This is a genomic window from Neorhizobium alkalisoli, assembly GCF_007829835.1.
Taxonomy (GTDB): Bacteria; Pseudomonadota; Alphaproteobacteria; order Rhizobiales; family Rhizobiaceae; genus Neorhizobium.
This window is the reverse complement of sequence record NZ_VIWP01000002.1, coordinates 310,688-335,866: the sequence shown is the minus strand read 5'-3', so window position 1 is coordinate 335,866 and position 25,179 is coordinate 310,688. Positions and strand designations below refer to the sequence as shown.

Genomic DNA, 25,179 nt, shown 5'->3' with positions numbered 1-25,179 from the left:
GCAAAGCGCGGCGCAAGTTTGGTGGCCCACCTCGGGCGGTGTGATGCGGTGACGCGCGAATGCGTCGCTAATTTGTCGGAACAAACCTTCTCCGTGTCAACTCCGTCTTCAGCCGCTTTATCTCTTCGCGTAGCTGCTGGTTCTCATCGTCAATAGTTACAATCTTGATGGCTGCAACTTTGTTTCGCCGAGTCAGATCTGCGACCTGATCTTCGAGGTGTGCTATGAGCTGGAAGGGATCCGCGGGATCCGGCTCATCGATAGCCGTCTTCTTCGGTGCAGAGAAATCGTCTGAATGCGGTGAAGAAGTGTTACCTGCTCGCGGCGTTTTCAGCCTCTTCTGCGCGTCGATTGCTTCACCAACTGCCTTCCTCACTGCCGGATATGCGCAGGCATCGTGGCCAATCAGTGTTCGTGATCGTGCCGCCTCCGCCGCCACGGCGCTGTAGGAAATTCGGACTGCTCGCCCCTTGGAAATTTTGTTCTTCAGCCTTACGAGAGCGGCCAAGAGCTCATTCTCGACCGAAGATTTCACCGTTGCTTGGGCAGTGTCAGTTTGCGTCATGAATTGGCCACCTCCCGCATTTCCGCAAAACACTTCGTGCTTGTGCGGCGCGAGACGCGGCGACTGCCGCCGTTCTAAGATCTCCGATTTCTTCGTTCGCGCGCCGGACGTGTTCATTGAAGCGGTATTCTTCCTCCCAATAGGGAGTGTGGTAGCCGTTGATGACACCGTTCTGGCAGACCGAACAGTTCTTTTTTGTTCGGTAGGCACGAAGCGGCCTAGTCGCATTCTTGTCGAAGTATCCGAGAAAGTCGTAGTGACACATCGCGTGGTCGGGTCGAAAAAGGCAATCGAGGTAGTCCGACGTGAAGATCATAATGCCCTCTACGGACAGGGCGTTGGCCAATGCCGATAAGCGCCTCTCGTAAGTGTCCAAGCCGTCGAGTAGTTTGCGGATCACGGTTTCGCGGGCGTCAATCACATCGGCGAGCTTTCCGCCAAGTGGAAGTTTGCCGTATACCCGGTCCAACATGATCTTTGCGGCCTCTCGGGTCGCCACATCATCGATCAGCTTCAGCATCGTTGCATCATTGCCAGTGTAGGCTTCGTCCGTGATGTAAGCCGAAGCGTGACCGTAGTGCTCCTGTATCGCCGGGAGCGCGCGTGGATTGATGCGGACGATATCCTGACAAAAGGTCTTCCGAAATTGATGCGATGTCACGTTCCAATCAACGAATTCCTCGGGAACCTCGACCTGCTTCATAAAACGCTTCAAGTTGCTAGCTTGTCGATCTGTCAAAGGCTTCATGTGGGCCGGTGCGGAATGGGGTAGCCCTCCGCCCTTGCCTAAAGACATAACAAGGTAATCACACTGAAATCTGTCCCGCCAAGGCAGGAATAATTTGTCGAGAATGAGGATCCCTCGAGCCGCAATAGGCAGGAACTGTGTTCCTGCGGGCCTAACCCCTAGTAGCCATTCGAAGGGCGTCCCTTGATCATCTCTTTCGCCTTTGAAAATGTGACTTGAAAGATAGAAAAGATCGTAGAGCCCCGACCTGGAGGCTCTTTGGATTAAACAAGCTGGCCAGCCGTTGGGCTGACGAGGCTCGGCCTTCGCATGTAGCGCCTCGCTGATGCGAATTCCTGTAATCGCTTGAACGGAACCCAGACCGGCAGCTTCCAAGTGTTCGATTAGATCTCTTAGTTGACTGGTCGGTCCGCGTGTCGCGTCTGACGGCAATGCATCTCCCTTTCGACGTGCCACTGTCGGTAGGAGGGGCGGTCTCCATTGATAGGTCAATTGCCCACAAGAATCAAAACGGACATTAAGAAGAGCAGCGTCGACGAACTCGCCGTAGTTGTGACCAGTGTACTTGCGACGACTGTCCATAACTCGAAAATATTCGTCCTGGGCGAACAGAATGTCTTTACTGTAGACATCTATCCAATTCAAAGCGGCCTGCATCAATGGGTTGAAAACCTCATCCGGAATTCGAGGGATCCATCCATCGGAGCTGATGGCTAAGCTTTCAGCCAAGGAAGTGACACTTTGGCCTCTGAATGGATGAGCAGGCAGACGGAGCTCAGGGAAGCTCTCAAATTCTTGAGAGAGCTCGAATATGTCCACCAATACACGAAGCCGCACGAATAGCTTCGAGACACTGATTTCGTCGCGATCATTTTCAAACTCCAGGTCGGAATCTTGCTCCTCTTCCTCTCCGTCGCCTTCAATCCCAGTGGGGCCAGCTTCAAGCAAATCAGATTTATACCAGTCTGCGATTTCAGGTGTGAGGTCAGCAAACGTCCAAACGGCGTTTCTGTACATCCAGGTAACGAGATCGAGCAACCTCCTCGCTTTCTGCCTGAAAACCGTGCGTGTCGCCCTACTCTTCGCGAGGAGAGGATAGCGCATCGCCCCAACAAAACGGCGAGCAGAATCGATCAACGCTTTACACCGCGGATCCTGTAGCTCATCGGTCGAAAAGCCTTTAAACCAGTTGATCTGCAGCGACTTCCCGCCTCCCAAGGAGTTATCCTCGTACCACCAGGAATCAAACCAGAAGGAATGAGGTGTAACTTTTGTGACGAGAAGAACTGTATCTGGTTTCAGATGGTTTGCACTCGGCTCAAGGCGGCGACCTTTTCGTGAGGACACGGCGTTTACCTATTCGATCGATGGCACAGGAGGAAGCTCGATCGCACGAGCCTCCTGGAGAATCTCCACGGGGATAACTAGAAGCCAGAAGTCCAACAGCGCCCGATACTCTGCATCCCATTCTAGCGTCCATCTAGCGCCATTCATCGTCGCTCGCGCCTCCTCGAAGCGCGCGTGCATTTGGAGGAGCCTCCCCGCATTCGTCGGCGTTGGAAATAGAACTGCCCTTGGGCAACTGAAGCATTTCCCATAAGCTGAACAGAGCGCGCCCTTGCGTTGACCCCTAACTGGAGAATTCATCGCATCCAGGCAGTCGATTCCTGGCGTTGCGGCGCGATAGAGCCCCACGCTTGCTCCTGCGTTTCGTGGATCGATGCGGCCGCCTGACGTGATAAACCGCTCGCGTTCATTGATCAGATGAGCCAGATTCTCTTGCCGCTCCCTTGCAGCCTGGTAGGTTTGATAGTGATCCTGCGTTGTCTGGATCGAAACATGGTCCAGCAGGATTTGTTGCACCTTTATATCACCGGCCGACATCATCGCCGCTACATCCGCGCCGATAGTTCGTAGATCATTGAGACGAAAGTCTGGGATCCCGTGAGTTTTCAGATATCTCTCGAGCGCCATACCAAGGCTCCCCGTTATTTCATTTCTTTCGTTGAAAAAGCCTCCGGGTTCCTCTCCAGTCTTCCGGGCTGCTATAAGCAACGTGTCGGTGTATGCGCTGCTGACGTGTTGGCGAAGAGCTTCGGAAAACTGCTCGACGGTAGTCACGATTGAGTCCAAACAAAACGGGTCGTCAGGATCAATCGGAAAGGAACGTCGTTGATGGCGCCCCGCTCGGGGCTTGACCCCAATCACGAACAGTCGTGCGTCGCCAAGAATCCCGTGACCACGCTTTATGTTAGATCGTCTGAGTGTCACGAGACTTATCTCGTTGAAACATGTCATAAGACCAATCATCACAATGAACGGGATAAGCGTCTGTACCGTGAAGTGAATTTCCTCAATGATCGCTCCCGTGTCTCCATAAGGCTGACGCAGCGACCTCGCGAGGCCTTTCATGGACTTCCGAAAAGAGCCGCTGAGACGATTGATTTCGAACGCTTGGGCGGCTGCCTTGAGCCGTACGTCATGATCGTGGAACGGTGTGAGGGACGTAGTCCTATAGAGATCTGGAACTCGTATCGACGGAGAACTGATAATCCTTGAGGTCCGCTCAAATCGGCGTCTCACAGCTTCTATCGATGATTTGCAAGCCTTCCGCAGGTTCGCCACATCAGTGATCGATAGCGAACGTGTGCTTGGAGGAGATCTTCGCTTTTCCGCCCATCGTTCGCGAAATCCGAGCGTCTGAGAAATTTTCGCCTTGGTAGCTTCAGAGCGCTGGCAATACTTTATGAACCGAATGAACGCGCGATATCGGTTGTTCTTAGTATTCGTGCTGAGCTTCAAGCTAGAGCCAATGTGCTTGTCTCCGTCCAGCCAATCGCCGTAACCGCGGGTAATGGTGTTCGTGAGATCTAAGAGCTTGAAAACACGGACGCCAAAGGCGTCCTCGTAAGCTTCCAGGAAATCGATGAACTGTTCTAATGTCCCTGCAAGCTTATTTCGGGAGGTTTCAGCTAATTCTGTGGCTTCTGCGTCGAAGAAAAGGCAGAAAGCGCTGGTGAGCTCCGGCCTCTTCGTTGCAAATTTGGAGAAATCGACGGTGTGGTTTTTCTGTCCAGGCTTGCCCCGAAAGACAACCTCCGTAACACTCTCATAAAGACGCTCTTCGACCTTCGCACCGCGATCAAGGCGTCTTTTGAAATTCACCGCTATGGATGGACGTTTTGTCATGCCGGCTGAGCACTGCCAATCGTGTCGATCAGGCCGTAGAACCTCATCAAATCATCGGACAGCGTCTCTTCGATACGGTCCAACCATCTCAAATAGCTGCGCAGAGTTGTCAAAACGCTTTCATGGCGAAGGCGAACCTGCACGGCTTTCCAAGGCTCTTGTTTGCCCGACCGCGCGCAATCCTGGTACGTCAGCATCGCGAACGTGTGCCGTAAATCGTGAAATGTATGGTCTGCGACGATGTCCGTTGTAACAACGTTTTTGCCGGATGCGGAAAGCACGGGATTTCCTGCCTCATCGAGCAAGTACTTATCAACGCTGCTACACATTCCTGCAGCAATGCACGCGCTCGTAAAACGTCGAGAAAGTGTATCTGCAGTCATCGGATTTCCGGCATCGGTATAATTCGACCGCAGATCGCTGACGAACAAATTTTGTGTCTGCTCAAATTTGCCTCTTACCCTCTGAGCGCGGTCAATTACTGACTTCCGCTCCCCTTTTATGTATTTCAAGAGCTGCTCGACAAGAAAGGAAGGAAGATAGACAAGGCCGGGCTTCAAACCTTTCGTTTTGGTGATGCGCAGGGAGATCAACTTTGAAGGTTGCTGTGGATCGACATGGCGCTCAAGGTTAAGGATCTGCTGTACGGTGAGTGAGCAGACCTCGTCGATCCGCATTCCCGTAATTAGCGACGTCTCGCTTGCCAGTCGGTCGCGCCGAGCGTCTTGGTTGTCTTCCTCTGGTGCCGGACCCAGACACTCGAATATCTTCATCCAACTACCGTTCAGGATAGGATGAATCTTGTCGGCGGCATCCACGTCTCTCGGGAGCCATGCGTATGGGGAGTCGGGATCAGATCTCAGGATGCCATCCCGGAATCCCCCTTGTGACGTCAGCTCAATTAGCGATACCGACGATGGCAGCCCCCGAAAAATGCGATGTTTGTGATAGCGCACGGCTGTGCCATGCCGACGATACGCCGTTGCTACTTTGAATTTTTGTCGCGTCTTTATCGAGATGCCGCCGACGAAACACGACCCGTAATCCTCTAGGTCGGTGAGTGTTACGTCGCCTTCGTCGAGCTCGACGGCGATCAGGAAAACTTTGTACTGATATAGATCGTCAGCATACGCGTTCTGCGTATTCAGCCACGATTTACCAGCTCGGCGCTTTCTGTGTGCCGGCTTTAACGTGAACTCATTCATATGGCTTAAGGGATTGAAGTCGCTATCAAGCAGAACCTTGACACCCGGCACGATACGAGGATGCACCCCTCTTTGTCCCTTGAGACAGTTCCAGTCAGAGACGTCGTCGACACGCAAGCACTGCACGCTAGTCATAGGCCTTCTTCCTGCTGACCTGATGGGGAGGCGTTTCGGAGGCCGAACCTATGACGTAGATCGGATGATGCCGTACATCATCAGCGAAACGCCAACCCTAACCAAACTCTGGCCTTCTATGAGATACCAAACACTGGTGGGGCGTACAGTCACTATAAATTGCTGTATAGATATAGTTTAAGCAAAATTTTATATTGACAAGGATTCGATATGACTGAGCTCTACTAGAGTAAATCTATGATAGGTCATTGTATGGAAGGATTGATGTCCGTTGTCAACATTACGCGAATCCTTGAGCCGATCCTGATGAATCCTATGGAATTGTATCTGCTGGCCTCGTGTACTCGTGCGCGAAAACAGGTTGCCGCGACGATACTTTCACAGCGGCTTCTAGCGCGTGAGTGGTCGGCTAGCGGAAAGCGAATTGTGGCACTCCCTGCTGAGGCGGGCTGATCGGAGAGGTTCAGGCATGGAGGCAGCTCGGTAAGCAGCCGACCGGCCATAAGCCGCCTGGCAGTGGCCCTTATTTTTGAGCTGGATGTGGCCGGCCAACCTCGGAACATTTCCTTATCGGTTTTCTGCACACAGCGCGGCTCCGCCGCACTCTGCTTAGAATACCAAAGGCAGTTCACCCTTTTGGGCCACCCTATCGTGGCCTGCGCTGATGCCAACAGACCGGTGATCTCCAGCCTGTCACCGACGAGTTCATGCCTCATGGGCCAGCGAACGACATCAGGTCGCTATATTTTCGTTCGGGCGATCACCCAGCTCTGTAGCCAACCAGGACGCTCACGAAAGCATGTAGCCATGCGGAGTGAACACTTCGAGCCCATATAAGGTTCGAATCCGGCCGCCCCGACCATTTAAATCCTTGATATTCAAGGTGCTGACATTCTCTCCCCCAAGGGTCTGACGACCTAGAAGAGAATGAAAACTTCAAATGAGAATGATGAGATGACAACCGGGAATCGATGGATCCCGGTTGGTATTGCCGTTAGCGCATCAAGGACTCAGGATGCTTGCCGCTCCCATGGCGCAAATGGATCCGGCAGACCCCGCCAGAGATCTGGTGTATAGCCGCCGCTTTCGACCAGACATGCGTCCAGTTCCGCGCGGATCTGCGTCTCGCTCATCGGATCCGCGCCGATGAAGACGATCTCCTGGCGCCGGTCGCCCCAGATTGGATCGAGATAGGGCTTCATCATCTGCAGAAAGCCCGGATCGCGCGGCCATTGTTCCTTCGGCACGGAAGACCACCAGAGACCCATCTTCTGGGTTCTGACGAGCGCGCCGGCCTGGCTGATCTCGCCGACATGATGCGGCCGTGTCGCCAGCCAGAAAAACCCCTTGGCGCGAATGACCCCCGGCCAGTCCCGGTTGACGAAGTTCTGGAAACGCGACGGATCAAACGGTTGCCGGGCGCGATAGACGAAGGAGCGGATGCCGTATTCCTCCGTTTCGGGCACATGGTCTGCAAAACCGTGCAATTCCTTGAACCAGAGTGGATGTTCCTGGGCTCTCTCAAAATCGAAACGCCCGGTGCCGAGCACCTCCTTCAATGCCACCTTTCCGAAATCCGCCTCGATCAGTTTTGCATCCGGATTGAGCCCGGTGATGATTTTGCGCGCAGCGTCGCGCTCGGCTTCGGTCGCCGTCCCGATCTTGTTGAGAATGACCACATCGGCAAATTCGATCTGTTCGACCAGAAGATCGACGAGTGTGCGGTTGTCGCCTTCGCCGGCGGTCTCGCCACGGTCTGCGAGAAAATCGGCTGAAGCATAGTCCTTGAGCAGGTTCGCAGCATCGACCACGGTAACCATCGTGTCCAGTCTCGCGACGTCCGAGAGGCTTTCACCGCTCTCGTCACGAAAGTCGAACGTGGCGGCGACGGGGAGGGGCTCGGCAATCCCTGTCGATTCGATCAGCAGATAGTCGAAGCGATCCTGTTCGGCGAGCGCGCGTACCTCTTTCAGGAGATCGTCGCGCAGCGTGCAGCAGATGCAGCCATTCGTCATCTCCACCAGCTGTTCTTCCGTGCGGGACAGATTGGCGCCGCCATCGCGCACCAGCGCGGCGTCGATATTGATCTCGCTCATGTCATTGACGATCAGAGCGACGCGCAAACCCTCTCGATTGGCGAGGATATGATTGAGCAATGTCGTCTTGCCGGCACCGAGAAAGCCGGAAAGGACGGTGACAGGGAGTTTGTTCGGCATGCCGAATGTCCGTTATGTTACGTTATAAAGTAACAAATGACATTGTGAACTGTCTCCGGTCAAGCGTTTTTGCGCACACGGGAGTTCGGCAGCTTGAGCCGCTCGCATCACGAAGCGATGTTAAGTGAGGGGGGCGTGCAGTCGCGGCGCCGTAAAGCGCCGCTGCACGGATGACGAGATTAACGGAAGCGCGGAGCCCTGCTGGCATTCATCAGCAATTCCTGCTCGGACGCAAAGGCGCCAAGAAGTTTCAGCAGGCGTGTTTCCTCCTCGTTGTCGAGGCGATAACGCTTGGCGAATTCGCTGACGTTCCAGACCTTCTTGAGGCCAGTATTCTGAATGTCGGAAATATTGAGGTGCGATGTCATGAAGTTCCCGCTTTTCTAGGTGACCTTCATGTCACCTCAAATTTTCTTTGAACAAAACTGCGCTTCTATCGTTAAAAATCTATCCGCTATTGAGCGGTTATTTTTCTTGTACTTTTACACCGTTCTCGCCGATGCTCAGCTCTACGCCCTTCGGCTTTGTCTGTTCATGATAGACATAGGCGCCAAGGCCAATGACCACGACAACCAGTGCGCCGATGATGAAGTAGAGGTTATTCGAACGTGTCATGAAGTGTCCCCAGATGCGATTACAGCGGGGAAATGCATGAAAACTCAATTAGTTCCGTAGAGTATAAAAAATATCTGAGGCCGACCTGTTCAACTCCGGGAAACAGTTCGGCGATCTAAGGCGCTGCGCGGCAGAGGCATTAGGATTGTCGTAAAGAAATTGGCTCAGCCGTCGTTGGCAGCGTTCAGGTTCTGCGGCCTGATGCCTTCGTCATGGTTTTCGAGACGCAGGCGTACACCCGGACCCGCTGCCGGATCGCCTTCGCCGGCGCCGAGGAAAATCACGCCCTTCGATTCCAGGATGGAATGCAGGCGTGCCGCAAGCTCGGGCTCGGAATGCAGGTCGCTGGCTTCAGCCTTGTGGATGGTCGATGCAGAAACGCCCGCCGCTTCGGCAAGCTCTTCGATCGTCATTCCGGTCAGTGCGCAGGCTGCGCGAAGTTGAGAAGCTGTCAGCATAGTATAAGATTTGGCGCGTCTGCATTCCAAGTCAAGAGGTTTGCAGTGCAATATGATCGCGCGCCAGGGGCAGAGTCACTGCCAGAGTAAGGGCCAAGGTCAGGGATTAAGCGATCCGGTCCTCTGATACCGGTGCTCCAGCGCGAAACAGCCCCAGAGCATGCCGAGCAGCAGATAGAAATGCCGCCAGTGGTCGGTATCGATGACATTGCCGATCATCGCATGGCCGAGGATCAGCACCCAGGCGATCATCAGATAGGGTTGCCACGGCCGTTCGCGCAGCATGTATTTGAAGCCGAGCCACAGGCTCGTCCAGATCATGATCTGATAGGTGATGGCGCCGACCCAGCCATAGGTGGTCAGCGTCTTCAGCCAGATATTGTGCTCGTCTTCGCCATAGATCTTGCCGAACGCCATCGGGCCGAGACCTAGCGGCCGTTCCATCGCCATCAGGAAACCGATCTTGTGGCGTTCGAAACGGCCGAGGCGGGCACCGTCATAGTCCTGCACCAGCTTGGCGCGGTTGCTGAACAGATCGGCGATCTGCGGGATCTGCAGCGCGATCGCAAGTGCCAGAACCAGAAGCACGGCAGCACCAACCGAGATCAGCAGGATTTTCAGGCGAAACGCTGTCGACCTTTCCTTGAGCAGCATGACGATCGGCAGCACCACGGCGCCGAATACCATCAGGCCCCAGGCCGCGCGGGAGAAGGACAGGAAGATGCCGATCGCCAGGATCATCATGCCGAACAGCAGAAGCGGTGCGCGCAAAAGCGAACCGGTGAGGAGCCGGTAGAGAAGATAGAGGAGGGGGGCGACCAGATAGGGGCCGAAAACGTTCGGATCCTGGAAGGCACCCATGGCGCGATTGTAGCGGGTGAACACATGCGCGCCGGGAAACGCGTTGAAATAACCGAGAATGCCGAGCAGCGCGGTGATGATCGAGGCGATGATCCAGGCGCGAAAGATCAGGTTGAGGCGCCGGTAGTCGTTCTCCACCACGGCCGCATAAAAGACCGCGCTCAGCGCCAGGAAGGTCGAGATGGCGAAATACATCGGCGCGCCGCTCATGTCCTTCATGACCAGCATCGAGAAGAGGCCGCTCGTGTTGAAGACGAGGAGCATCACCATCAGGGGCGCCACGGTACGCGAGATCGTCAGCCCCAGCATGAACCAGAGGCCGATCTGCGCGACCATGATCAGTTCATAAGGCGCCGGTTCCGAGATGACGAAGCCGGAGAGGAAGACGCCGAAGGCCAGCAGCCATGTCGTCATCAGCCGCAGGGCGGCCATGCTTATGCCCGTCCGTCTTGGTCCGGCCGGGGGCGCCTGATTGCCGTTAGGCTGGTCGTGGATGAGCGCGCTCAATAGGCATTGTCCGTATTGAGCAGCCGGATCGGCGTCAGGAACAGGATCTTCAGATCGAACAGCAGCGACCAGTTTTCGATATAGTCGAGATCATAGGCCGTGCGGGCACGGATCTTGTCGTCGCTGTCGAGCTCGCCGCGCAGGCCGTTGATCTGCGCCCAGCCGGTCACGCCCGGCTTCACCCGGTGGCGGGCGAAATAACCTTCGACGACATCGACATATTTGCGTTCGCCGGTCTGGGCGCTCACGGCATGCGGGCGCGGGCCGACCAGAGAAAGCTCGCCCTTCAGGACGTTGAACAGCTGCGGCAGCTCGTCGATCGAGGATTTACGCAGGAAACGGCCGACCGGCGTCACGCGCGGATCGCCCTTGGTGACGGCCTTGATTGCCGTCGCATCGCCCAGATCCGTATACATCGAGCGGAATTTCAGGACTTCGATGATCTCGTTGTTGAAGCCATGGCGCTTCTGGCGAAAGATGATCGGCCCCTTGGAATTGATTTTGACCGCAATCGCCGCCGCCAGCATGATCGGCCACAGAAGCGCGATCGCGACCAGCGAGAAGCCGATGTCGAAGATGCGCTTGGCAACCGAATCCCAGTCTCGGATCGGCTTGTCGAAAATGTCGAACATCGGCACTTCGCCGACATGCGAATAGGAACGGGGGCGGAAACGCAGCCGGTCCGCATGGGCGGCAAGCCGGATATCGACGGGCAGCACCCAGAGCTTGCGCAGCAGCTGCAGGATACGCTGCTCCGCCGTCGCCGGCAGTGCGATGATCAGCATGTCGATACGTGCCAGCCGGGCGAATTCCAGCAGTTCGTCGAACGTGCCGAGCTTGGGATAACCGGCGACGACGGTCGGTGAACGATCGCCGCCACGGTCGTCGAAAATGCCGCAGATGCGGATGTCGTTATCGGGCTGCTGTTCGAGTGCACGCACGAACTGCTTTGCCGGTTCGCCGCCACCGACGATCACGGCACGGCGTTCCATCGTGCCATTGCGCGCCCAGTTGCGGATGCCGAATGCGATCGCCTGCCGCTCGACGACGAGAACGATTGCACCGACGACGAACCAGGAGATCGTGCCGATCGCGGAAGGCAGGCCCATGCCGAACAGATGCAGGAACAGGATCGTCAGGAGAAAACCGATGACCCAGCTGCCGACGACGCGCTTGATCGAGCGTGTCGCAGCCCGCAAAGCCGGGATCTGGTAGGCATCGGCTAGCTGCAGCAGAAGCACGGTCAGCGCCGAGCCGAAACCGAGGATGAAAAGCCGCAGCAGGAAGGGGATACTGTTGGAATTGGCGCCGCCGAACACCAGCTCGCCGCCGAGGCCGACAGCCAGCATCAGCCCGAACTCGATCAGCCGGAACTGGCCGATCAGCATGGCCGGCGAATGGCTGGTCTCGCGGAACTGTTCGGCAATCTGGCGGGCGAAGGGATTGAGGACGGTGCTTGTCGCCGGCTCGTCGCCGCGCGCACGCAATTCCGACACCTTGCGGCGCAGGTCGTCCACATCGAAATCGTCGGGATTGTTCACCTTGTTCACGCCTCAAGTCCTCACTTCCCGCTTCAAGGCATAGGAAGGCATTATTAGCATCGTCTTATAGCAAGAAGAAGCTAAGGAAGCCTTTAGCGGCCGTTCCGGCTGGAACCTTGACGGTCGATATCGGCAAGCAGATCCTGGTAGAGGTCGAGCATGTCGCTCGCCATGACCGAAGCGGAAAACACCGCCTTGAAATCCGCAGGCCTCGGCATGACCCTTTGCTGCCAGTCGGTTTCGGTCAACGTATCGGCCATGACGCGGGAGAGATCTGCCGCATCGCCGGGACGGGCAAGTGCCGCACTGTTTTCACCGAGCACTTCCGGAATGCCGCCGACGCGGGATGCGATCACCCGCTTTTCCGCAGCCAGCGCTTCCAGCACGATATAGGGCATGGCTTCGGCGCGTGAGGGTACAACGACCGTCCCGGCAAGGCCGAATGCCTTGCGCGCCGGCATGGCCGGCATCATGCGGATGCGCCGGCTGAGGCCGGTCTGCTCGATCATTGTCTGATAGCGTTCGACATCCGGCCCATCGCCGACCATCAGAGCCGAAAGCGGCCGTCCCACCGCCCGTTCGGTGCGGGCAAAGGCGTCGATGAAGACGTCTGGCCCCTTCAGGTCGCGCATCATGCCGATATAGAGGAAATCCGGCGCGTTCGGAGCCGGTTCGATCGCCTCGAACTCGTCGTCCTTGATGCCGTTATAGATGACGCGCGCGGCCTTGAGCGGTTTCCCGACCTTGGCCTCATAGGTGCGGCGCTCGTAGTCGCAGACGAAGACGAGCGCATCGCCGAGGCGTTCCTGCGCGCGTTCGAGCCTGAGTACGACCTGGCCGGAAAGGCTCTTGCGGTCGAAATGCAGGCTGCCGCCATGCGGCGAATAGAGGCGGGCGACGCGATACCTGTTAACCCGCAACACTGAGCCGATCACTCTGGAAAGCGCGCCACCCTTGGCGCCATGCCCGTGCAGAATGTCCGGCCGCAAACTTTTTATATGCTGATAGCTCCTGTAGATGGCCGCAAGATCGGACGGTGCGATCGCGCGGCGCATCGGAATGCGTGTGAGACCGAGCGAAAGCTGCGGCCGAATACTGTCGAACAACCGGTCCTCATGCTCGCCACCGGTCGAACTGTCGCAGAGAATGCCGACCTCGTGGCCTGCCGCGCGATGCTCTTCCACCAGATCGCGCACATGGCGAAAAATCCCGCCGACGGGCGATCGGAAACAGTGGACGATGCGCAGGGGAGGGCCGGCCGGCATGATCGTGTCAGAACAGCCGCTCGCGGACATAGATCGTATCGCCCGCCATGACCGTCGAGGAGACGCTCGTGCGGCCGGTGATCGACTGGCCGTTGATCTTGCGGGTGAGGTCGATATCGCTCCGGTTGCCGCGCGAGGTGAAGCCGCCGGCAATGGCGACGGCATTCTGCGCGGTCATGCCCGGCACATAGGAATACTGACCCGGCCGACCGACTTCGCCCATGACGAAGACCGGACGATAACGATCGACCTCGATCGTTACGTCGGGATCGCGCAGGTAACCCTGCTTCAGCTTGGCGGCGATCGCACCTTCGAGTGCCGGCATGGTCTGGCCACGGGCCGCGACCTGGCCGATCAGCGGGAAGGCGATATAACCGGCCTGGTCGACCGTATAGGTATTGGTGAGACCCGGCTGCTCGAAGACGCTGACACGCAGCCGGTCGCCGCTGTCGAGCCGGTAAGGCTGCAGCGCAGCCTGCTCGAAGCTTTTGGGCGCCGGCGCATTTGCCGTGCAGCCGGCAAGCGTCAGTGAAGCGCCCGCAAGCGCCAGGGCCAGCATATTTGATATACGGACGAATGCCATCTTCGCGTCCAGGCTCCGGTAATCACAATTCCCGCTGATTATCGAACTGTTAGGGTTAATGCCGGGTAAAGACGCCGAAAATATCGGCAGGCTCAGTAATGGCCCTTAGTAAAACAGGACGGAATCGAGGCGGATATCGTCTCGTTCCTAATATTAACCCTCGCGTTACCATAAGCCTTTACCATTCACCGAAAGCGGTAGTTTGGAGCGCGCAATGTCGAGCGTAAATAGCGGTCATCAGGACGTGGATATCGATCTCAGGCAGGTCATCGCCGCCGTATGGGCGCGCAAGACCCGCGTCCTGACGGTCACCATCGTCGCGGCAGCCGTGGCCCTTGTGGCATGCAGTCTGATCAAGCCGAGCTATAAGGGCGAGACCCGGCTCCTCATCGAATCGCGCTCGACCAATCTGGCGGCGGCCGGAGATGGCGCACTTGCGGCCAACGACCCGGTGCTGGATTCGCTCAATATCACCAGCCAGGCGCAGCTTCTTCAGTCCACCGACCTGATCAAGCGGGTCGCCCGCGAGATGAAGCTGGCGCAGATCAAGGAATTCGATCCCAAGGCGCAGTCCTTCCTGCCGGATCCGCTCGTCATGATCGGCCTCAAGCAGGATCCGATGAAGCTCGATCCCGAAGATCGCGTGATCCAGGAATTCCGTCAGAAGCTGCAGGTCTACGCGGTCGAGAATTCGCGCGTCATCGCCATCGAATTCTCCTCGCATGACCCGAAGCTCGCGTCCGACATTCCGAACAAGATGGCGGCGATCTATCTGGAACTGCAGAGCGGCGCCAAGCTCGACAACCACTCGGAAACTGCCAAGTGGCTGGAGCCCGAAATTGCGAGCCTGACGGAAAAGGTCAAGGACGCCGAGACGAAGGTCGCCGATTACCGGTCATCCAACGGCCTGTTCCAGACGACCGAAAACAACACATTCTCGACCAAGCAGCTGAACGACATTTCGACCGAGCTTGCCCGCGTCCGCACCGACCGTGCCAATGCCGAGGCGCGTGCCGAAAACGTCCGCGCCGCAGTCAAGGCGGGCAGGGCGCCTGACACACTGACCGACGTCGTCAGCTCGCAGGTCATTCAGCGGCTGAAGGAGGCGGAAGCCAATCTTCAGGCGCAGATCAACGATCTCTCCACCTCGCTGCTCGAAGGCCATCCGCGCCTGAAGGGCCTGCGTGCACAGCTCACGGGCATCCGCCAGCAGATCGACAGCGAAACGAAAAAGATCCTCGGCAGCCTCGACAACGAGGCGGAAGTGTCTCGCCTGCGCGAGCGCCAGCTGACGCAGCAGCTCAACAGCCTGAAGGCCGATTCGGCCAAGAGCGGTGAAGAGGAAGTCGGTTTGCGCGCTCTGGAGCGCGAAGCAGCTGCCCAGCGCCAGCTGCTGGAAACCTATCTCGCCCGCTATCGCGCGGCGACCTCCAGGCTTGAGGCCAATTCAAGCCCGGCGGATGCCCGTATCGTCTCGGCCGCCGTCGAGCCGTCCGAACCCTATTTCCCGAAGATCATCCCGATCGTCATCGTCGTCACGCTGGCGACGCTGATCGTCAACTGCCTGATCATCATCGTCGTCGAACTCTTCTCCGGGCGTGCATTACGCCCGCTGAACGGCCCGCGCGACGAGGACAGGGTAGCCGTGCCTGTTGCCCCGACGGCTGCACCGGCTCCGGCCGTGGCCCGTATCGCTCTCGCCCGCAAGCCTGCCGATGCTGCGCCGGTTACGGCAGCCGAGGCCGAGCCGCTTGCCGTCCACCAGATGCAGGCCGAAGCCGGCCAGTTCATCCGTCACGAGCGCACGGTGACCGAAAAGGTCGTGCTTGATAAAAAGTCTGCCGAACATCCGACCGTCGAACACGTCTCCATCGAGCAGCTGTCCGCCGAACAGAGCGAAATGCGGTCGGAAGCAGCCGATCCCGCTATCGAGACCGTGGCCGAATCGGAAGACCAGTCCTTCAGCATCGCTTCCGTTGCCCGCTATCTGCAGCGCCGCGATGTGCCGATCGCAATCGTCGTGTCTCCGGATGGTGATGTCGGCTCGACCGCGACTGTCATGCTGGCCCGCGAGATTTCCGAACAGGGCCGTACGGTGGCGCTGGTCGACATGACCGGCTCTGCCTGCCCGACGCGCCTGATGGCGCAGGACATGAAACTGCCGGGCATTACCGACCTTCTCTGCGGCGAGGCTGCTTTCGGTGAGGCGATCCATCGCGACCGCCTGTCGGACGCCCATATCGTTCCGCATGGTGCATCCGACGCCGAAAAGGCGATGCGCGGTGTCGAGCGCCTGCCGATGATCGTCGATGCGCTGGCCGATGCCTATGATCTCGTCATCGTCGAATGCGGCCCGGCCGAGATTGAAAGCCTGTCGCGGCTCACCCGCAACGAGGCGGCCGAGGTTGTCCTGTCGGTTCCGGAATTCAAGGATGAGGAACTCGCCAACCTCGTTCTTGCCTTCGAGGATGCCGGTTACCAGAACCTGCTGATCATGTCGGGCGAGGGCGATCGCAGCTCGCCGCTCTCGGGTGGCCGCCGGGCCGCCTGATCAGCATTGGTCCAAGGCGCAGGCTTATCCGGCATGCGCCTTGGAACGCAGCTTTTGCGCAAATGCGTAGAGGCGCGGGTTGCCCTTGATGGCAGCCTTCATCCGGGTTGAAAGGGTCAGCAGCGGTTTTGCCACTCGGCCCTTGAGTGTCACCGGCACGAGCAAGTCATGCAGCACCGTTTCCTGCGTGCACCAGCTGCGCTTGTAGAGCTGGTCGCCGACGCCGAAATCGAAGATCGCCGCGCCCTTGTGGCAGCTCTGTTCGATCATTGTCCAGAACAGCAATTCGCCGGGACTTGCCTCCGGGCAGATCGTCTCGTCGATCGAGCTGAATTGGCAGATGACGTGATCGCCCTTGCGTGAAAGTCCGGCGATGGCGGCGATATGGCCCGCATGCTCGCCCTTCAGCCGGATCGAATGCAGGACAAGCGGACTATCGGTTCCGTTCGTCGGCGCATCGAGCAGCCGGTGGAAGAAATTGCGGATCTCGCTTGCCTCGAACACGTCGGGCAGGCCGAACAGTTTCAGCCGTTCGGATTTCTGCCGGAAGAACGTATCGAGCAGCGCGTGCTTTTCATCGGGCGTCTCGGGCACGAAATGATCGTATCCGCCGATCGCCTCCAGCTTGCGGGTCTGGGCGCGAAATTTCTTGCGGCGTGTCTTGAAGTTCAGCTGCTCGATCGTCGCATCGAAATTGGCAAAGAGAGGCAGCTGGAAGGAATGATTCTGGTTCTCGATCGTCGCAAGGCCGGCGAGCGGATGCTGGCCGCCGCGCCAGACAAGCGGCACGCAATCGAGCACCATCAGATCGGCGACCGGACGAAGCGCACGGCTGATCGCGCGGGAAATGGTCTGCACCATTTGTGCATCTGGCTGGCCAAGCGCCGGATCGAACAGGCCGGTATTGAGATTGTTGTAATGATCACCCGGAAAGGCGGCGACCCGGATGCCGGCCTTCGGTACGATCTCGAGTGGCAGGATGAATGCCGAGCGCTCGCCGATCCTGCCCTCTATGGCGATCTGCCGGCGGCCAAGTGCCTGTCCCCAGGCGCGGCACCAGTCATAACCCTGATGCAGAGAATTCCGGTTCATCGCCTCCAGGCGGCGCCAGTCTTTCTCGATCGCCCCGGTATCCGTCACGAGCCGGATATCGACCTGTGACCAGGCAAGAATCTCCCGCGCGCTTTCGCGCTCACGGGCATCCTGCGCCTCGCTCGAGGAAAATTGATCGTGAAGGACTGTTGGCGTCTGCATGGCTTCCCTGCGTCTTTGCCCGCGTCATTGCTGGGAAGGATAGGGGACGTCCAACAACAACAGGTTTACCGGCAAGCTTTGCCTGCCCGAAACACGTGTCTCTGGTTAACCGCTGGTAAAACTATTGCCGACGTCGGCCGCCGGCCATCCACTTGATGATCAGCATGGCCGGCAGGATCCACAAAAGGCCGGAGATCAGGAAATACAGGAAATGCACCCACCAGGGCGCGGTGCCGAGAAGAAGCGATGCGATCGTGGTCGCCGCCAGTGCATAGACAATCACGAGCACGATGATGAGGATCGTGCCGATGAAGCTTTTCACGCCTGGAACCAAGGTTCTCCTCCCGTCGGTACCCGTCTTTTGATCGGCACGATGTGCCCGATCAACCCAATATGAATGCCGCGACGGCATGCCGCAAAGGGCTTGGACTTGTTTTGCACGGGCCTATGATGCAAATCAACGCCTGCAGGCGAAAAGTCGCGCACCGGTGGGGCAAACTCTCTCAGAACACGATCCTGAGGGTTTGCTCTCAAGACGGGAGCGCCATTTCCTTTTAAGACAGGAGCATCGCCCATGTCGGCGACCGATGCAGTCATCATCGATGTAAAAACTCAGACGAGAGACCGTGAGAGAGATCGAAAGGCCGTGCGCATCTGGCTCGGCTTCGTCGTCTTTGTGCTTTTCTGTCTGGTCATCGTCGGTGGCGCGACGCGCCTGACCGATTCCGGTCTTTCCATCACCGAATGGAAGCCGATCCACGGCGCCATCCCGCCGCTGACTGCTGCCGAATGGCAGGAGGAATTCGATCTCTACAAGCGCATTCCGCAATATCAGCTGTTGAACAGCGACATGACGGTCGAGCAGTTCAAGTCGATCTTCTGGTGGGAGTGGGCGCACCGGTTTCTCGCGCGCTCGATCGGCATGGTGTTCGCGCTGCCGCTGATCTTCTTCTGGGTGACCGGCCGTATCGAAAAGCGGCTGCGCTGGCCGCTGGTCGGCGTTCTGGCGCTCGGTGGTTTTCAGGGCTTTATCGGCTGGTGGATGGTGTCTTCCGGCCTCACAAAACTCACCAGCGTCTCGCAATACCGTCTCGCCACCCATCTGACGATCGCCTGCCTCATCTTCACGGCCTGTATCTGGATCGCTCGCGGTCTCGGCCGCCAGGATCGGGATAGGGCTCCGACCAAAGGCTCGAAATGGGCCGCCGGCGGCATCGCTTTCCTTGTCCTCTTCCAGATCTATCTCGGTGCGCTGGTCGCCGGTCTGGATGCAGGTCTCTCCTACAATACCTGGCCGTTGATGGATGGCGCGCTCGTTCCGAACGATCTCTTCATCCAGAACCCCTGGTGGATCAATCTCTTCGAAAACCCGAAGACGGTGCAGTTCGTCCACCGCTGCGGCGCCTATGCGGTCTGGGCCGCGACCTTCCTGCACATGATCCTGTCGATCACACTTAGCCCCGGCAGCAGCCACGCCCGCCGCGCCACGATCCTGTTCGGCCTCGTCACGGTGCAAGCCGCCATCGGCATCTCGACGCTTCTCCTGCAGGTGCCGATCGATCTGGCGCTGACCCATCAGGCCGTTGCCCTGATCGTGCTCGGTTACGCCGTCGCTCACTGGCGCGGTCTCGTCGGCACCTATGCGCCGGAACAGGCAGTTACGGCGAGGGCCTGATGGTCTGAAAATCGGTCATGCCTCTCCGACAAGAGGCATGACTACCTTGGCGAAGGTAAAACGCTCGAAGGCATTGCCGCCTCTGGAGAGCGTATCGCCATTCTCCATCGACCAGCAGACCGAAAGCCCGGCATGGGCCGCGGCGTAACGCAGGATCTTTTCCTTGCTGCAGCCGAGAATTTCGGAAAACAGCCGGGCCAGCGTCATGATCCGCGCAGGTTCGATGATCTCGGCAAAAGCCCCATCCGGATTGCCAAAGATATTGGCGACATCATAGGCCGGATCACCCCAAAGCCCCTGCGGATCGATTGCCAGCCAGCCTCGGCCAGTGTCGCCGACGATATTGTCGTGATGCAGATCGCCATGCAGCGGCCGTATATCCGTCTGCGCCTGCAGCAGCGCCTCGGCAATTTTCTCACAACGGCGCAGCACCGAAGAAAGCTCCGATACCTCGGTTCTGGCAGCTCCTTCGAACAGAGATCGAAAATGCCGTTCCAGTGGAACGAGGCCTGCCGGCGGTTTTTCGGGGGAGGGCGCGTGCAGGTTTTTGACGAGATCGGCAATCACCGCATTGGCGGCAGCCTCGCCCTGCGACTGCCGGTATTGCCGCAGCGTCAGCGTGCCCGCATCTTCGAGCAGGCAGGCTGTGTCGTGACGGTCGAGCAGTTTTGCCGCGCCAAGGCCGGCCCGCCATGCCAGAAAATCCATGCCCGGCATTTCGTGCAGACCGGATGGTTTCAGGAGTTTCGCAATCGCATAAGAACCGTCTGCGAGTCGCACCCGGTAGACACCGCTGCTTCTGGTATCGGCAACAAGCTCTGCGTTCCGGACACCCCAGCGTTCCAGGAGATCATCCGGAAAGGCTGGGGCGGTCCTGTTCATCAGGCCGAGAGCATCAGGTCCATGTTCTGCACGGCAGCGCCCGAGGCGCCCTTGCCGAGATTGTCGAGTAGCGCCACCAGGTTGACATGGCCGGTCGCGGGGTTGCCAAACACGAAGAGCTTCATCGTGTCCTTGCCGGCAAGCTCTTCCGCATCGATGCGCGGCAGCTTTGCGCCGTCCTCGAACGGAACCACGGTCACAATGTTCTGACCGGCATAATGCTCGACCAGAGCCTTGTGAATGCCTTCGATCGTGGCGCCATCCTTGAGGTCATCGAGGAAGAGCGGAACCTGCACGATCATGCCCTGCGGGAAGCGACCGACAGACGGCGAGAAGAGCGGCGCGCGGTCAAGCCCGCCATGGATCTTCATCTCCGGCACGTGCTTGTGCTTGAGCGTCAGCCCATAGAGGAAATTGTTGGCGGAGATCGAATCTTCGCGTGAAGAATCTTCCATCTGGGCGATCATCTGCTTGCCGCCGCCGGTATAACCGGAGACCGCGTTAACCGAGGCCGGATAGGTGGTGGGCAGGATGCCGGCAGCCGTCAGCGGCCGGATCAGCCCGATCGCGCCGGTCGGATAGCAGCCCGGATTGGCGACGTAACGCGCCGACCGGATCTTGTCGCCCTGCGCCTTGTCCATTTCCGCAAAACCATAGGCCCAGTCGGGATCGATGCGGTAGGCGGTCGAGGTGTCGATCACCCGCACCTTGTTGTTGCCGGACAGCATGGAGACGGCTTCCTTCGAAGCCTCGTCGGGCAGGCAGAGGATGGCGATGTCGGCACTGTTGAGGAGATCCTCACGCATGGCGGCATTACGCCGCTCGGCTTCCGGGATCGACAGCAGCTCGACGTCGCGGCGGTCGGCCATGCGGGTGCGGATCTGCAGTCCCGTCGTGCCGTGTTCGCCATCGATGAAGATTTTCGCTGCCATGGTCTTTATCCTAGAAAAATCAGTGCCTTGGATTGATAGCCGGAATCATATTACCAGCCGGTTGAATCAGAATTTTAACGGCCGGATTTTTGCTCGGCCCGAAGCCCGAGCATATACATTGCAACGGTTGCCCCGGCAATGGCGGTTATATCGGCATGATCATAGGCCGGCGCCACCTCGACGACATCGGCGCCGCGGATATCGAGGCTCCCGAGCTTGCGCAGCACCGACAGGATCTTCGCGCTCGACGGGCCGCCGGCAACCGGCGTGCCCGTGCCCGGTGCAAAGGCCGGATCGAGGCAGTCGATATCGAAGGTCAGATAGGCCGGCCCGCCGCCGACATGGTCGGTGATCACCTTGGCGATCTCGCCCGCCGTCATCTCCTCGACCTCATGGCCATAAACGAGCTTGATGCCGAAATCGTCCGGCGCATGGGTGCGGATGCCGACCTGGATCGAGCGCGCCGGATCGATGATCCCGTCCCGCACGGCCCGCGCCACGAAGGACCCGTGGTCGATCCGCCGGTTATCGTCGAACCACGTATCCTGATGCGCATCGAACTGCACCAGCGCCAGCGGCCCGTGTTTTGCCGCATGGGCCTTGAGGAGGGGCCATGTGACGAAATGATCGCCGCCCAGCGTCAGCAGAAAGTCTGCCGCGTCGAGAATGGTTTTCGCCTGTGCCTCGATCGCGGCGGGCGTTTCCTGATGATTGCCGTAGTCCATCAGGCAATCGCCGTAATCGATCACCGCCATCTCGGCAAACAGGTCGCGGTCGAAAGGATATTGCGGATCGTTGTCAAAAATCGCCGAGGCACGCCGGATCGCCTGCGGCCCGAAACGGGCGCCAGGCCGGTTGGAGGTGGCGGCATCGAACGGAATACCCCAGACCACCGTATCGACGCCTGACAAATCCTTCGTGAAGCGGCGGCGCATGAAGGACAGCGCGCCGGCAAAGGTCGGATCGGTCGCAGCCGATGTCAGCGAACCTGCAGTGAAGGCGTGGTCGATGGTTTTTTTCGCCATGGGGCCGCGTGCCTCTCGTTGAACCGTTTTCGTGGTGCCGTTTAAGCATGTCGCACCCTGTCTGTCAGCGTCTTTCGATCACGCAATTAGGGGTGCAGATGATGTCCCGCTCCACATCATGGTGAACAGATGATGAAGCAGAAAATCCTACCTATTTCATTTAGGAGCATTTAAGCGGCCAGATGTATTCGGACAACATGTCACAATTTCAGGGGGCGGTTGAAGATGAATGCATGTAATAAATGGCTGTCGAGTTGTATTCGAAGGTTAAAGAGTGATCGGGGCGGCAACTTTGCCATGGCAACGGCAATCATGTTGCCGGTTCTGGTCGTCGCGGCGGGCGGGGCCGTCGATGCCTCTTCGGCCTATCTCGAAAGAACCCATATTCAGGGACAGCTCGATGCGGCGATCCTTGCGGCAGCCGGCGAGCCGGATAGCAGCAAACGTTATGCCCGTGCCGCGAGCTTCCTGCCGCCGGTCGAGGACGTGCCGGGGGGCACATCCGAAAATCCGCTGGCCGTGACCACCAATAGCGACGGCAGCGTTTCGGGAACCTATACGCACAAGGTTCCGAACGCCTTTCTGACGGTGATCGGTATCAACAGCTTCGAGATCGTCGCCAATGCAACGGCGATCAGCACGGGCAGTACCTCGACCGCAACGGCGCCCTGCATCTACGTACTCGGCAATTCTTCGCAGGCCGTACTGATCAATTCCGGCGCGAACGTGAAATCGAAGGCTTGCGGCGTCGATGTGCATTCCACAGCCTCGCCCGCCTTTATCATGAACAGCGGCGCGACGATCGATACGGCACGCTTCTGCGTCAAGGGTACCAACTACATCAAGAATGGCGGCACGCTGACCAATCTTCAGGTCGGCTGTTCGGTCTCGCCGGATCCTTATGCCGGCGTGCTGACGGAGCCGGCCGTGCCGTCGAAATGCGATGCATCCGGCGCGCAGTCGGGATCGACCTTTACCCTCAATCCGGGCGTCTATTGCGATGTGACGTTCAACGGCAGCCCGACGATCACCTTCAAGCCCGGTCTTCATATCATCAAGGGGCGGATGATCATCAATTCCGGCGCCAAGGTCGACGCGCAGGGCGTTACCTTCTTTTTTCCCGATGTGAACAGCGAGATCCGCGCCAATGGCGGTTTGAGCTTCAACGCATCCGCACCGACCAGCGGCGCCTATGCCGGCCTGTTGATGTTCGAAGCGACGAGCAGCGCATCGAACAATTCCAACAAGCAGCAATATATCTTCAACGGCTCGCAGGGAGAGACGCTGAGCGGCATCATCTATCTGCCGAACCGGGATGTGACCTATAATTCCACCACCAACCAGACGAGCAAGATCTCTATGGTCGTCAACACGATGATCATGAATTCGTCGAACTGGAGCTTGGAGCCCTATACGGGCACATCGCCCTTCATCAAAGCCGGCAAGGGTGCCGTTCGTCTGATGAACTAAGGCGTCTCCCGAAATCATCAAACTCAAAAAGCCGCCGTGTCCTCGATGGATGCGGCGGCTTTTGTTTGCCTCGTCCGCCACAAATCTGCGGCCAATGCCGAAGCCCAAACGAAAAAGGCGGAGCCGAAGCCCCGCCTTTCGAAAATCGATAGAACTGAAGCGATTAACGCTTCGAGAACTGGAAGGAACGGCGAGCCTTGGCCTTACCGTACTTCTTACGCTCGACGACGCGGCTGTCGCGGGTCAGGAAGCCACCCTTCTTGAGCACGCCACGGAGGCCCGGCTCGAAGTAGGTGAGGGCCTTGGAAAGGCCGTGGCGCACGGCGCCGGCCTGACCGGAAAGACCACCGCCGGTGACGGTCGCGATGATGTCGAACTGACCGGTGCGGGCAGCAGCGACGATCGGCTGCTGCAGGATCATCTGCAGGACCGGGCGGGCGAAATAGGTCGTGAAGTCACGGCCGTTGACGATGATCTTGCCGGAGCCCGGCTTGACCCATACGCGGGCAACGGCGTTCTTGCGCTTGCCGGTCGCGTAGGAACGGCCAAGGCTGTCGACCTTGCGGACGTGAACAGGGGCCTGGTTTTCGGTCGCCGGAGCGAGGTCCTTCAGGGAGGAGAGGTCGGCCATGATCAGGCGCTCCTTACGTTCTTCTTGTTCAGCGATGCCACGTCGAGAGCGACCGGCTGCTGAGCTTCGTGGGGATGGTTGGAGCCGGCGTAAACGCGCAGGTTCTTCATCTGGCGACGGCCAAGCGGGCCGCGCGGGATCATGCGCTCGACAGCCTTCTCGACGACGCGTTCCGGGAAACGGCCTTCGATGATCTGGCGCGCAGTGCGCTCCTTGATACCGCCCGGGTAACCGGTGTGCCAGTAGTACTTCTTGTCTTCATACTTCTTGCCGGTCAGGGCGACCTTCTCGGCATTGATGACGATGACGTTGTCGCCGTCGTCAACGTGGGGGGTGTAGGTAGCCTTATGCTTGCCGCGAAGGCGCATGGCGACGATGGTGGCGAGGCGACCGACAACGAGGCCTTCGGCATCGATGATCACCCACTTCTTCTCCACCTCGGCGGGCTTCTGAACGAAGGTTGACATGGTTCTCTTCTTTCATCTGAACCCATGAGCGGCCGTTGGACGGACGCATGGGCGTTTCTTGTTGCTTGGATTGCAGGCTTGTCCCGCAAAAAAGAAAGCGGGCCTTCGGGAAGGTCCGCAATCCGAGGCGGCTTATACGCGGCAAGGCCTGATGCGTCAACTGGAGCGATTTGGCGGCTCCAAAAATAGATCAAGCGAAATCAATGAGTTAGGTATGTGGTATTATTTTACCACATTTATTCGGCGGCAAATCGCGGTTTCCTGATGGCGGCCGCGTATGGCTTGTGAAGATTGTTTGCAGATTCTGTCTGCCGGAGGGTGCGGCCGAGGATATCCTGCGTGCCGTCTTTTGTATCATTTCCGAATTTTGCCAGGCGTTGACCGTCGCGTTTTTGCCGGTCTTG

Annotated in this window: 22 protein-coding genes; 3 read left to right on the top strand and 19 right to left on the bottom strand. The window is 58.3% G+C overall.

Features of this window, described 5'->3' with window-relative positions:
• Positions 1-67 precede the first annotated feature (67 nt).
• From FHW37_RS07410 to FHW37_RS07360, 12 genes are all read right to left on the bottom strand, one after another.
• The gene (locus FHW37_RS07410; protein ID WP_145634500.1) at positions 68-565 is read right to left on the bottom strand and encodes a hypothetical protein; all 498 of its coding nucleotides are present in this window, start codon (positions 563-565) and stop codon (positions 68-70) included.
• Positions 552-2,531, bottom strand: a complete 1,980-nt coding sequence (locus FHW37_RS07405; protein ID WP_145634497.1) for a hypothetical protein — start codon at positions 2,529-2,531, stop codon at positions 552-554. Before FHW37_RS07405 ends, FHW37_RS07410 begins: the two co-directional genes overlap by 14 nt.
• 138 nt (positions 2,532-2,669) lie before the next feature.
• Positions 2,670-4,502 carry a hypothetical protein gene (locus FHW37_RS07400; RefSeq protein WP_145634495.1) on the bottom strand — a complete coding sequence of 611 codons (1,833 nt, stop codon included), beginning with the start codon at positions 4,500-4,502 and terminating at the stop codon, positions 2,670-2,672.
• Entirely contained in the window at positions 4,499-5,842 is a 1,344-nt protein-coding gene (locus FHW37_RS07395) for a tyrosine-type recombinase/integrase (protein ID WP_145634493.1), read from the bottom strand. Before FHW37_RS07395 ends, FHW37_RS07400 begins: the two co-directional genes overlap by 4 nt.
• Positions 5,843-6,852: 1,010 nt before the next feature.
• Positions 6,853-8,058, bottom strand: coding sequence for a zinc metallochaperone GTPase ZigA (gene zigA / locus FHW37_RS07390; protein ID WP_145634491.1), 1,206 nt, complete (start codon positions 8,056-8,058; stop codon positions 6,853-6,855).
• 179 nt (positions 8,059-8,237) lie between these two features.
• A complete protein-coding gene (locus FHW37_RS07385; protein ID WP_145634489.1) occupies positions 8,238-8,426 on the bottom strand; it encodes a hypothetical protein in 189 nt (62 codons plus the stop codon).
• Between the two features lie 97 nt (positions 8,427-8,523).
• A complete protein-coding gene (locus FHW37_RS33480; RefSeq protein WP_186458178.1) occupies positions 8,524-8,673 on the bottom strand; it encodes a hypothetical protein in 150 nt (49 codons plus the stop codon).
• A 164-nt stretch (positions 8,674-8,837) separates the two neighbouring features.
• A complete protein-coding gene (locus FHW37_RS07380; protein WP_145634486.1) occupies positions 8,838-9,131 on the bottom strand; it encodes a helix-turn-helix domain-containing protein in 294 nt (97 codons plus the stop codon).
• A 99-nt stretch (positions 9,132-9,230) separates the two neighbouring features.
• Positions 9,231-10,424 (bottom strand): O-antigen ligase family protein, encoded by a 1,194-nt coding sequence (locus FHW37_RS07375; protein WP_145635953.1) that lies wholly within the window; start codon positions 10,422-10,424, stop codon positions 9,231-9,233.
• A 71-nt stretch (positions 10,425-10,495) separates the two neighbouring features.
• Positions 10,496-12,049: an undecaprenyl-phosphate glucose phosphotransferase gene (locus FHW37_RS07370; protein WP_145634483.1), complete on the bottom strand. Its 1,554-nt coding sequence runs from the start codon at positions 12,047-12,049 to the stop codon at positions 10,496-10,498.
• Positions 12,050-12,132: 83 nt separating this feature from the next.
• Entirely contained in the window at positions 12,133-13,335 is a 1,203-nt protein-coding gene (locus tag FHW37_RS07365) for a glycosyltransferase family 4 protein (protein WP_246690698.1), read from the bottom strand.
• Positions 13,313-13,888: a polysaccharide biosynthesis/export family protein gene (locus FHW37_RS07360; RefSeq protein ID WP_145634481.1), complete on the bottom strand. Its 576-nt coding sequence runs from the start codon at positions 13,886-13,888 to the stop codon at positions 13,313-13,315. Before FHW37_RS07360 ends, FHW37_RS07365 begins: the two co-directional genes overlap by 23 nt.
• A gap of 214 nt (positions 13,889-14,102) precedes the next feature.
• Here FHW37_RS07360 and FHW37_RS07355 point away from each other — a divergent pair, with 214 nt between their 5' ends.
• A complete protein-coding gene (locus FHW37_RS07355) occupies positions 14,103-16,439 on the top strand; it encodes an exopolysaccharide transport family protein (protein ID WP_145634479.1) in 2,337 nt (778 codons plus the stop codon).
• Positions 16,440-16,463: 24 nt separating this feature from the next.
• Here the strand turns inward: FHW37_RS07355 and FHW37_RS07350 are convergent, their stop codons facing one another.
• Positions 16,464-17,693: a GNAT family N-acetyltransferase gene (locus tag FHW37_RS07350; RefSeq protein ID WP_145634477.1), complete on the bottom strand. Its 1,230-nt coding sequence runs from the start codon at positions 17,691-17,693 to the stop codon at positions 16,464-16,466.
• Between the two features lie 121 nt (positions 17,694-17,814).
• Positions 17,815-18,027, bottom strand: a complete 213-nt coding sequence (locus tag FHW37_RS07345; protein ID WP_186458177.1) for a DUF2842 domain-containing protein — start codon at positions 18,025-18,027, stop codon at positions 17,815-17,817.
• Positions 18,028-18,267: 240 nt separating this feature from the next.
• Here FHW37_RS07345 and FHW37_RS07340 point away from each other — a divergent pair, with 240 nt between their 5' ends.
• Positions 18,268-19,368 (top strand): COX15/CtaA family protein, encoded by a 1,101-nt coding sequence (locus FHW37_RS07340; RefSeq protein WP_145634472.1) that lies wholly within the window; start codon positions 18,268-18,270, stop codon positions 19,366-19,368.
• A 15-nt stretch (positions 19,369-19,383) separates the two neighbouring features.
• Here the strand turns inward: FHW37_RS07340 and FHW37_RS07335 are convergent, their stop codons facing one another.
• From FHW37_RS07335 to speB, 3 genes are all read right to left on the bottom strand, one after another.
• Positions 19,384-20,250: an aminoglycoside phosphotransferase family protein gene (locus tag FHW37_RS07335; RefSeq protein ID WP_145634470.1), complete on the bottom strand. Its 867-nt coding sequence runs from the start codon at positions 20,248-20,250 to the stop codon at positions 19,384-19,386.
• A complete protein-coding gene (argC, locus tag FHW37_RS07330) occupies positions 20,250-21,182 on the bottom strand; it encodes an N-acetyl-gamma-glutamyl-phosphate reductase (protein WP_145634468.1) in 933 nt (310 codons plus the stop codon). The genes FHW37_RS07335 and argC overlap by 1 nt, the downstream gene beginning before the upstream one ends.
• Before the next feature lie 74 nt (positions 21,183-21,256).
• On the bottom strand, positions 21,257-22,207 hold the full coding sequence (gene speB / locus FHW37_RS07325; RefSeq protein ID WP_145634466.1) for an agmatinase: 951 nt from the start codon (positions 22,205-22,207) through the stop codon (positions 21,257-21,259).
• Between the two features lie 297 nt (positions 22,208-22,504).
• Between speB and FHW37_RS07320 the strand changes: the two genes are divergently transcribed.
• Positions 22,505-23,677 carry a Tad domain-containing protein gene (locus FHW37_RS07320; protein WP_246690697.1) on the top strand — a complete coding sequence of 391 codons (1,173 nt, stop codon included), beginning with the start codon at positions 22,505-22,507 and terminating at the stop codon, positions 23,675-23,677.
• A 163-nt stretch (positions 23,678-23,840) separates the two neighbouring features.
• Here the strand turns inward: FHW37_RS07320 and rpsI are convergent, their stop codons facing one another.
• The gene (gene rpsI, locus FHW37_RS07315) at positions 23,841-24,308 is read right to left on the bottom strand and encodes a 30S ribosomal protein S9 (protein ID WP_145634462.1); all 468 of its coding nucleotides are present in this window, start codon (positions 24,306-24,308) and stop codon (positions 23,841-23,843) included.
• A gap of 2 nt (positions 24,309-24,310) precedes the next feature.
• Entirely contained in the window at positions 24,311-24,775 is a 465-nt protein-coding gene (gene rplM / locus FHW37_RS07310; protein ID WP_145634459.1) for a 50S ribosomal protein L13, read from the bottom strand.
• Positions 24,776-25,179: the final 404 nt, after the last annotated feature.

Bases quoted from the DNA above. Each gene is read 5' to 3' on its own strand.
- FHW37_RS07410 (WP_145634500.1), bottom strand. From the start codon at position 565: ATGACGCAAACTGACACTGCCCAAGCAACGGTGAAATCTTCGGTCGAG.
- FHW37_RS07400 (WP_145634495.1), bottom strand. From the start codon at position 4,502: ATGACAAAACGTCCATCCATAGCGGTGAATTTCAAAAGACGCCTTGAT.
- FHW37_RS07395 (WP_145634493.1), bottom strand. From the start codon at position 5,842: ATGACTAGCGTGCAGTGCTTGCGTGTCGACGACGTCTCTGACTGGAAC.
- zigA (WP_145634491.1), bottom strand. From the start codon at position 8,058: ATGCCGAACAAACTCCCTGTCACCGTCCTTTCCGGCTTTCTCGGTGCC.
- FHW37_RS07385 (WP_145634489.1), bottom strand. From the start codon at position 8,426: ATGACATCGCACCTCAATATTTCCGACATTCAGAATACTGGCCTCAAG.
- FHW37_RS33480 (WP_186458178.1), bottom strand. From the start codon at position 8,673: ATGACACGTTCGAATAACCTCTACTTCATCATCGGCGCACTGGTTGTC.
- FHW37_RS07380 (WP_145634486.1), bottom strand. From the start codon at position 9,131: ATGCTGACAGCTTCTCAACTTCGCGCAGCCTGCGCACTGACCGGAATG.
- FHW37_RS07375 (WP_145635953.1), bottom strand. From the start codon at position 10,424: ATGGCCGCCCTGCGGCTGATGACGACATGGCTGCTGGCCTTCGGCGTC.
- FHW37_RS07365 (WP_246690698.1), bottom strand. From the start codon at position 13,335: ATGTCCGCGAGCGGCTGTTCTGACACGATCATGCCGGCCGGCCCTCCC.
- FHW37_RS07360 (WP_145634481.1), bottom strand. From the start codon at position 13,888: ATGGCATTCGTCCGTATATCAAATATGCTGGCCCTGGCGCTTGCGGGC.
- FHW37_RS07355 (WP_145634479.1), top strand. From the start codon at position 14,103: ATGTCGAGCGTAAATAGCGGTCATCAGGACGTGGATATCGATCTCAGG.
- FHW37_RS07350 (WP_145634477.1), bottom strand. From the start codon at position 17,693: ATGCAGACGCCAACAGTCCTTCACGATCAATTTTCCTCGAGCGAGGCG.
- FHW37_RS07340 (WP_145634472.1), top strand. From the start codon at position 18,268: ATGTCGGCGACCGATGCAGTCATCATCGATGTAAAAACTCAGACGAGA.
- FHW37_RS07335 (WP_145634470.1), bottom strand. From the start codon at position 20,250: ATGAACAGGACCGCCCCAGCCTTTCCGGATGATCTCCTGGAACGCTGG.
- argC (WP_145634468.1), bottom strand. From the start codon at position 21,182: ATGGCAGCGAAAATCTTCATCGATGGCGAACACGGCACGACGGGACTG.
- speB (WP_145634466.1), bottom strand. From the start codon at position 22,207: ATGGCGAAAAAAACCATCGACCACGCCTTCACTGCAGGTTCGCTGACA.
- FHW37_RS07320 (WP_246690697.1), top strand. From the start codon at position 22,505: ATGGCAACGGCAATCATGTTGCCGGTTCTGGTCGTCGCGGCGGGCGGG.
- rpsI (WP_145634462.1), bottom strand. From the start codon at position 24,308: ATGGCCGACCTCTCCTCCCTGAAGGACCTCGCTCCGGCGACCGAAAAC.
- rplM (WP_145634459.1), bottom strand. From the start codon at position 24,775: ATGTCAACCTTCGTTCAGAAGCCCGCCGAGGTGGAGAAGAAGTGGGTG.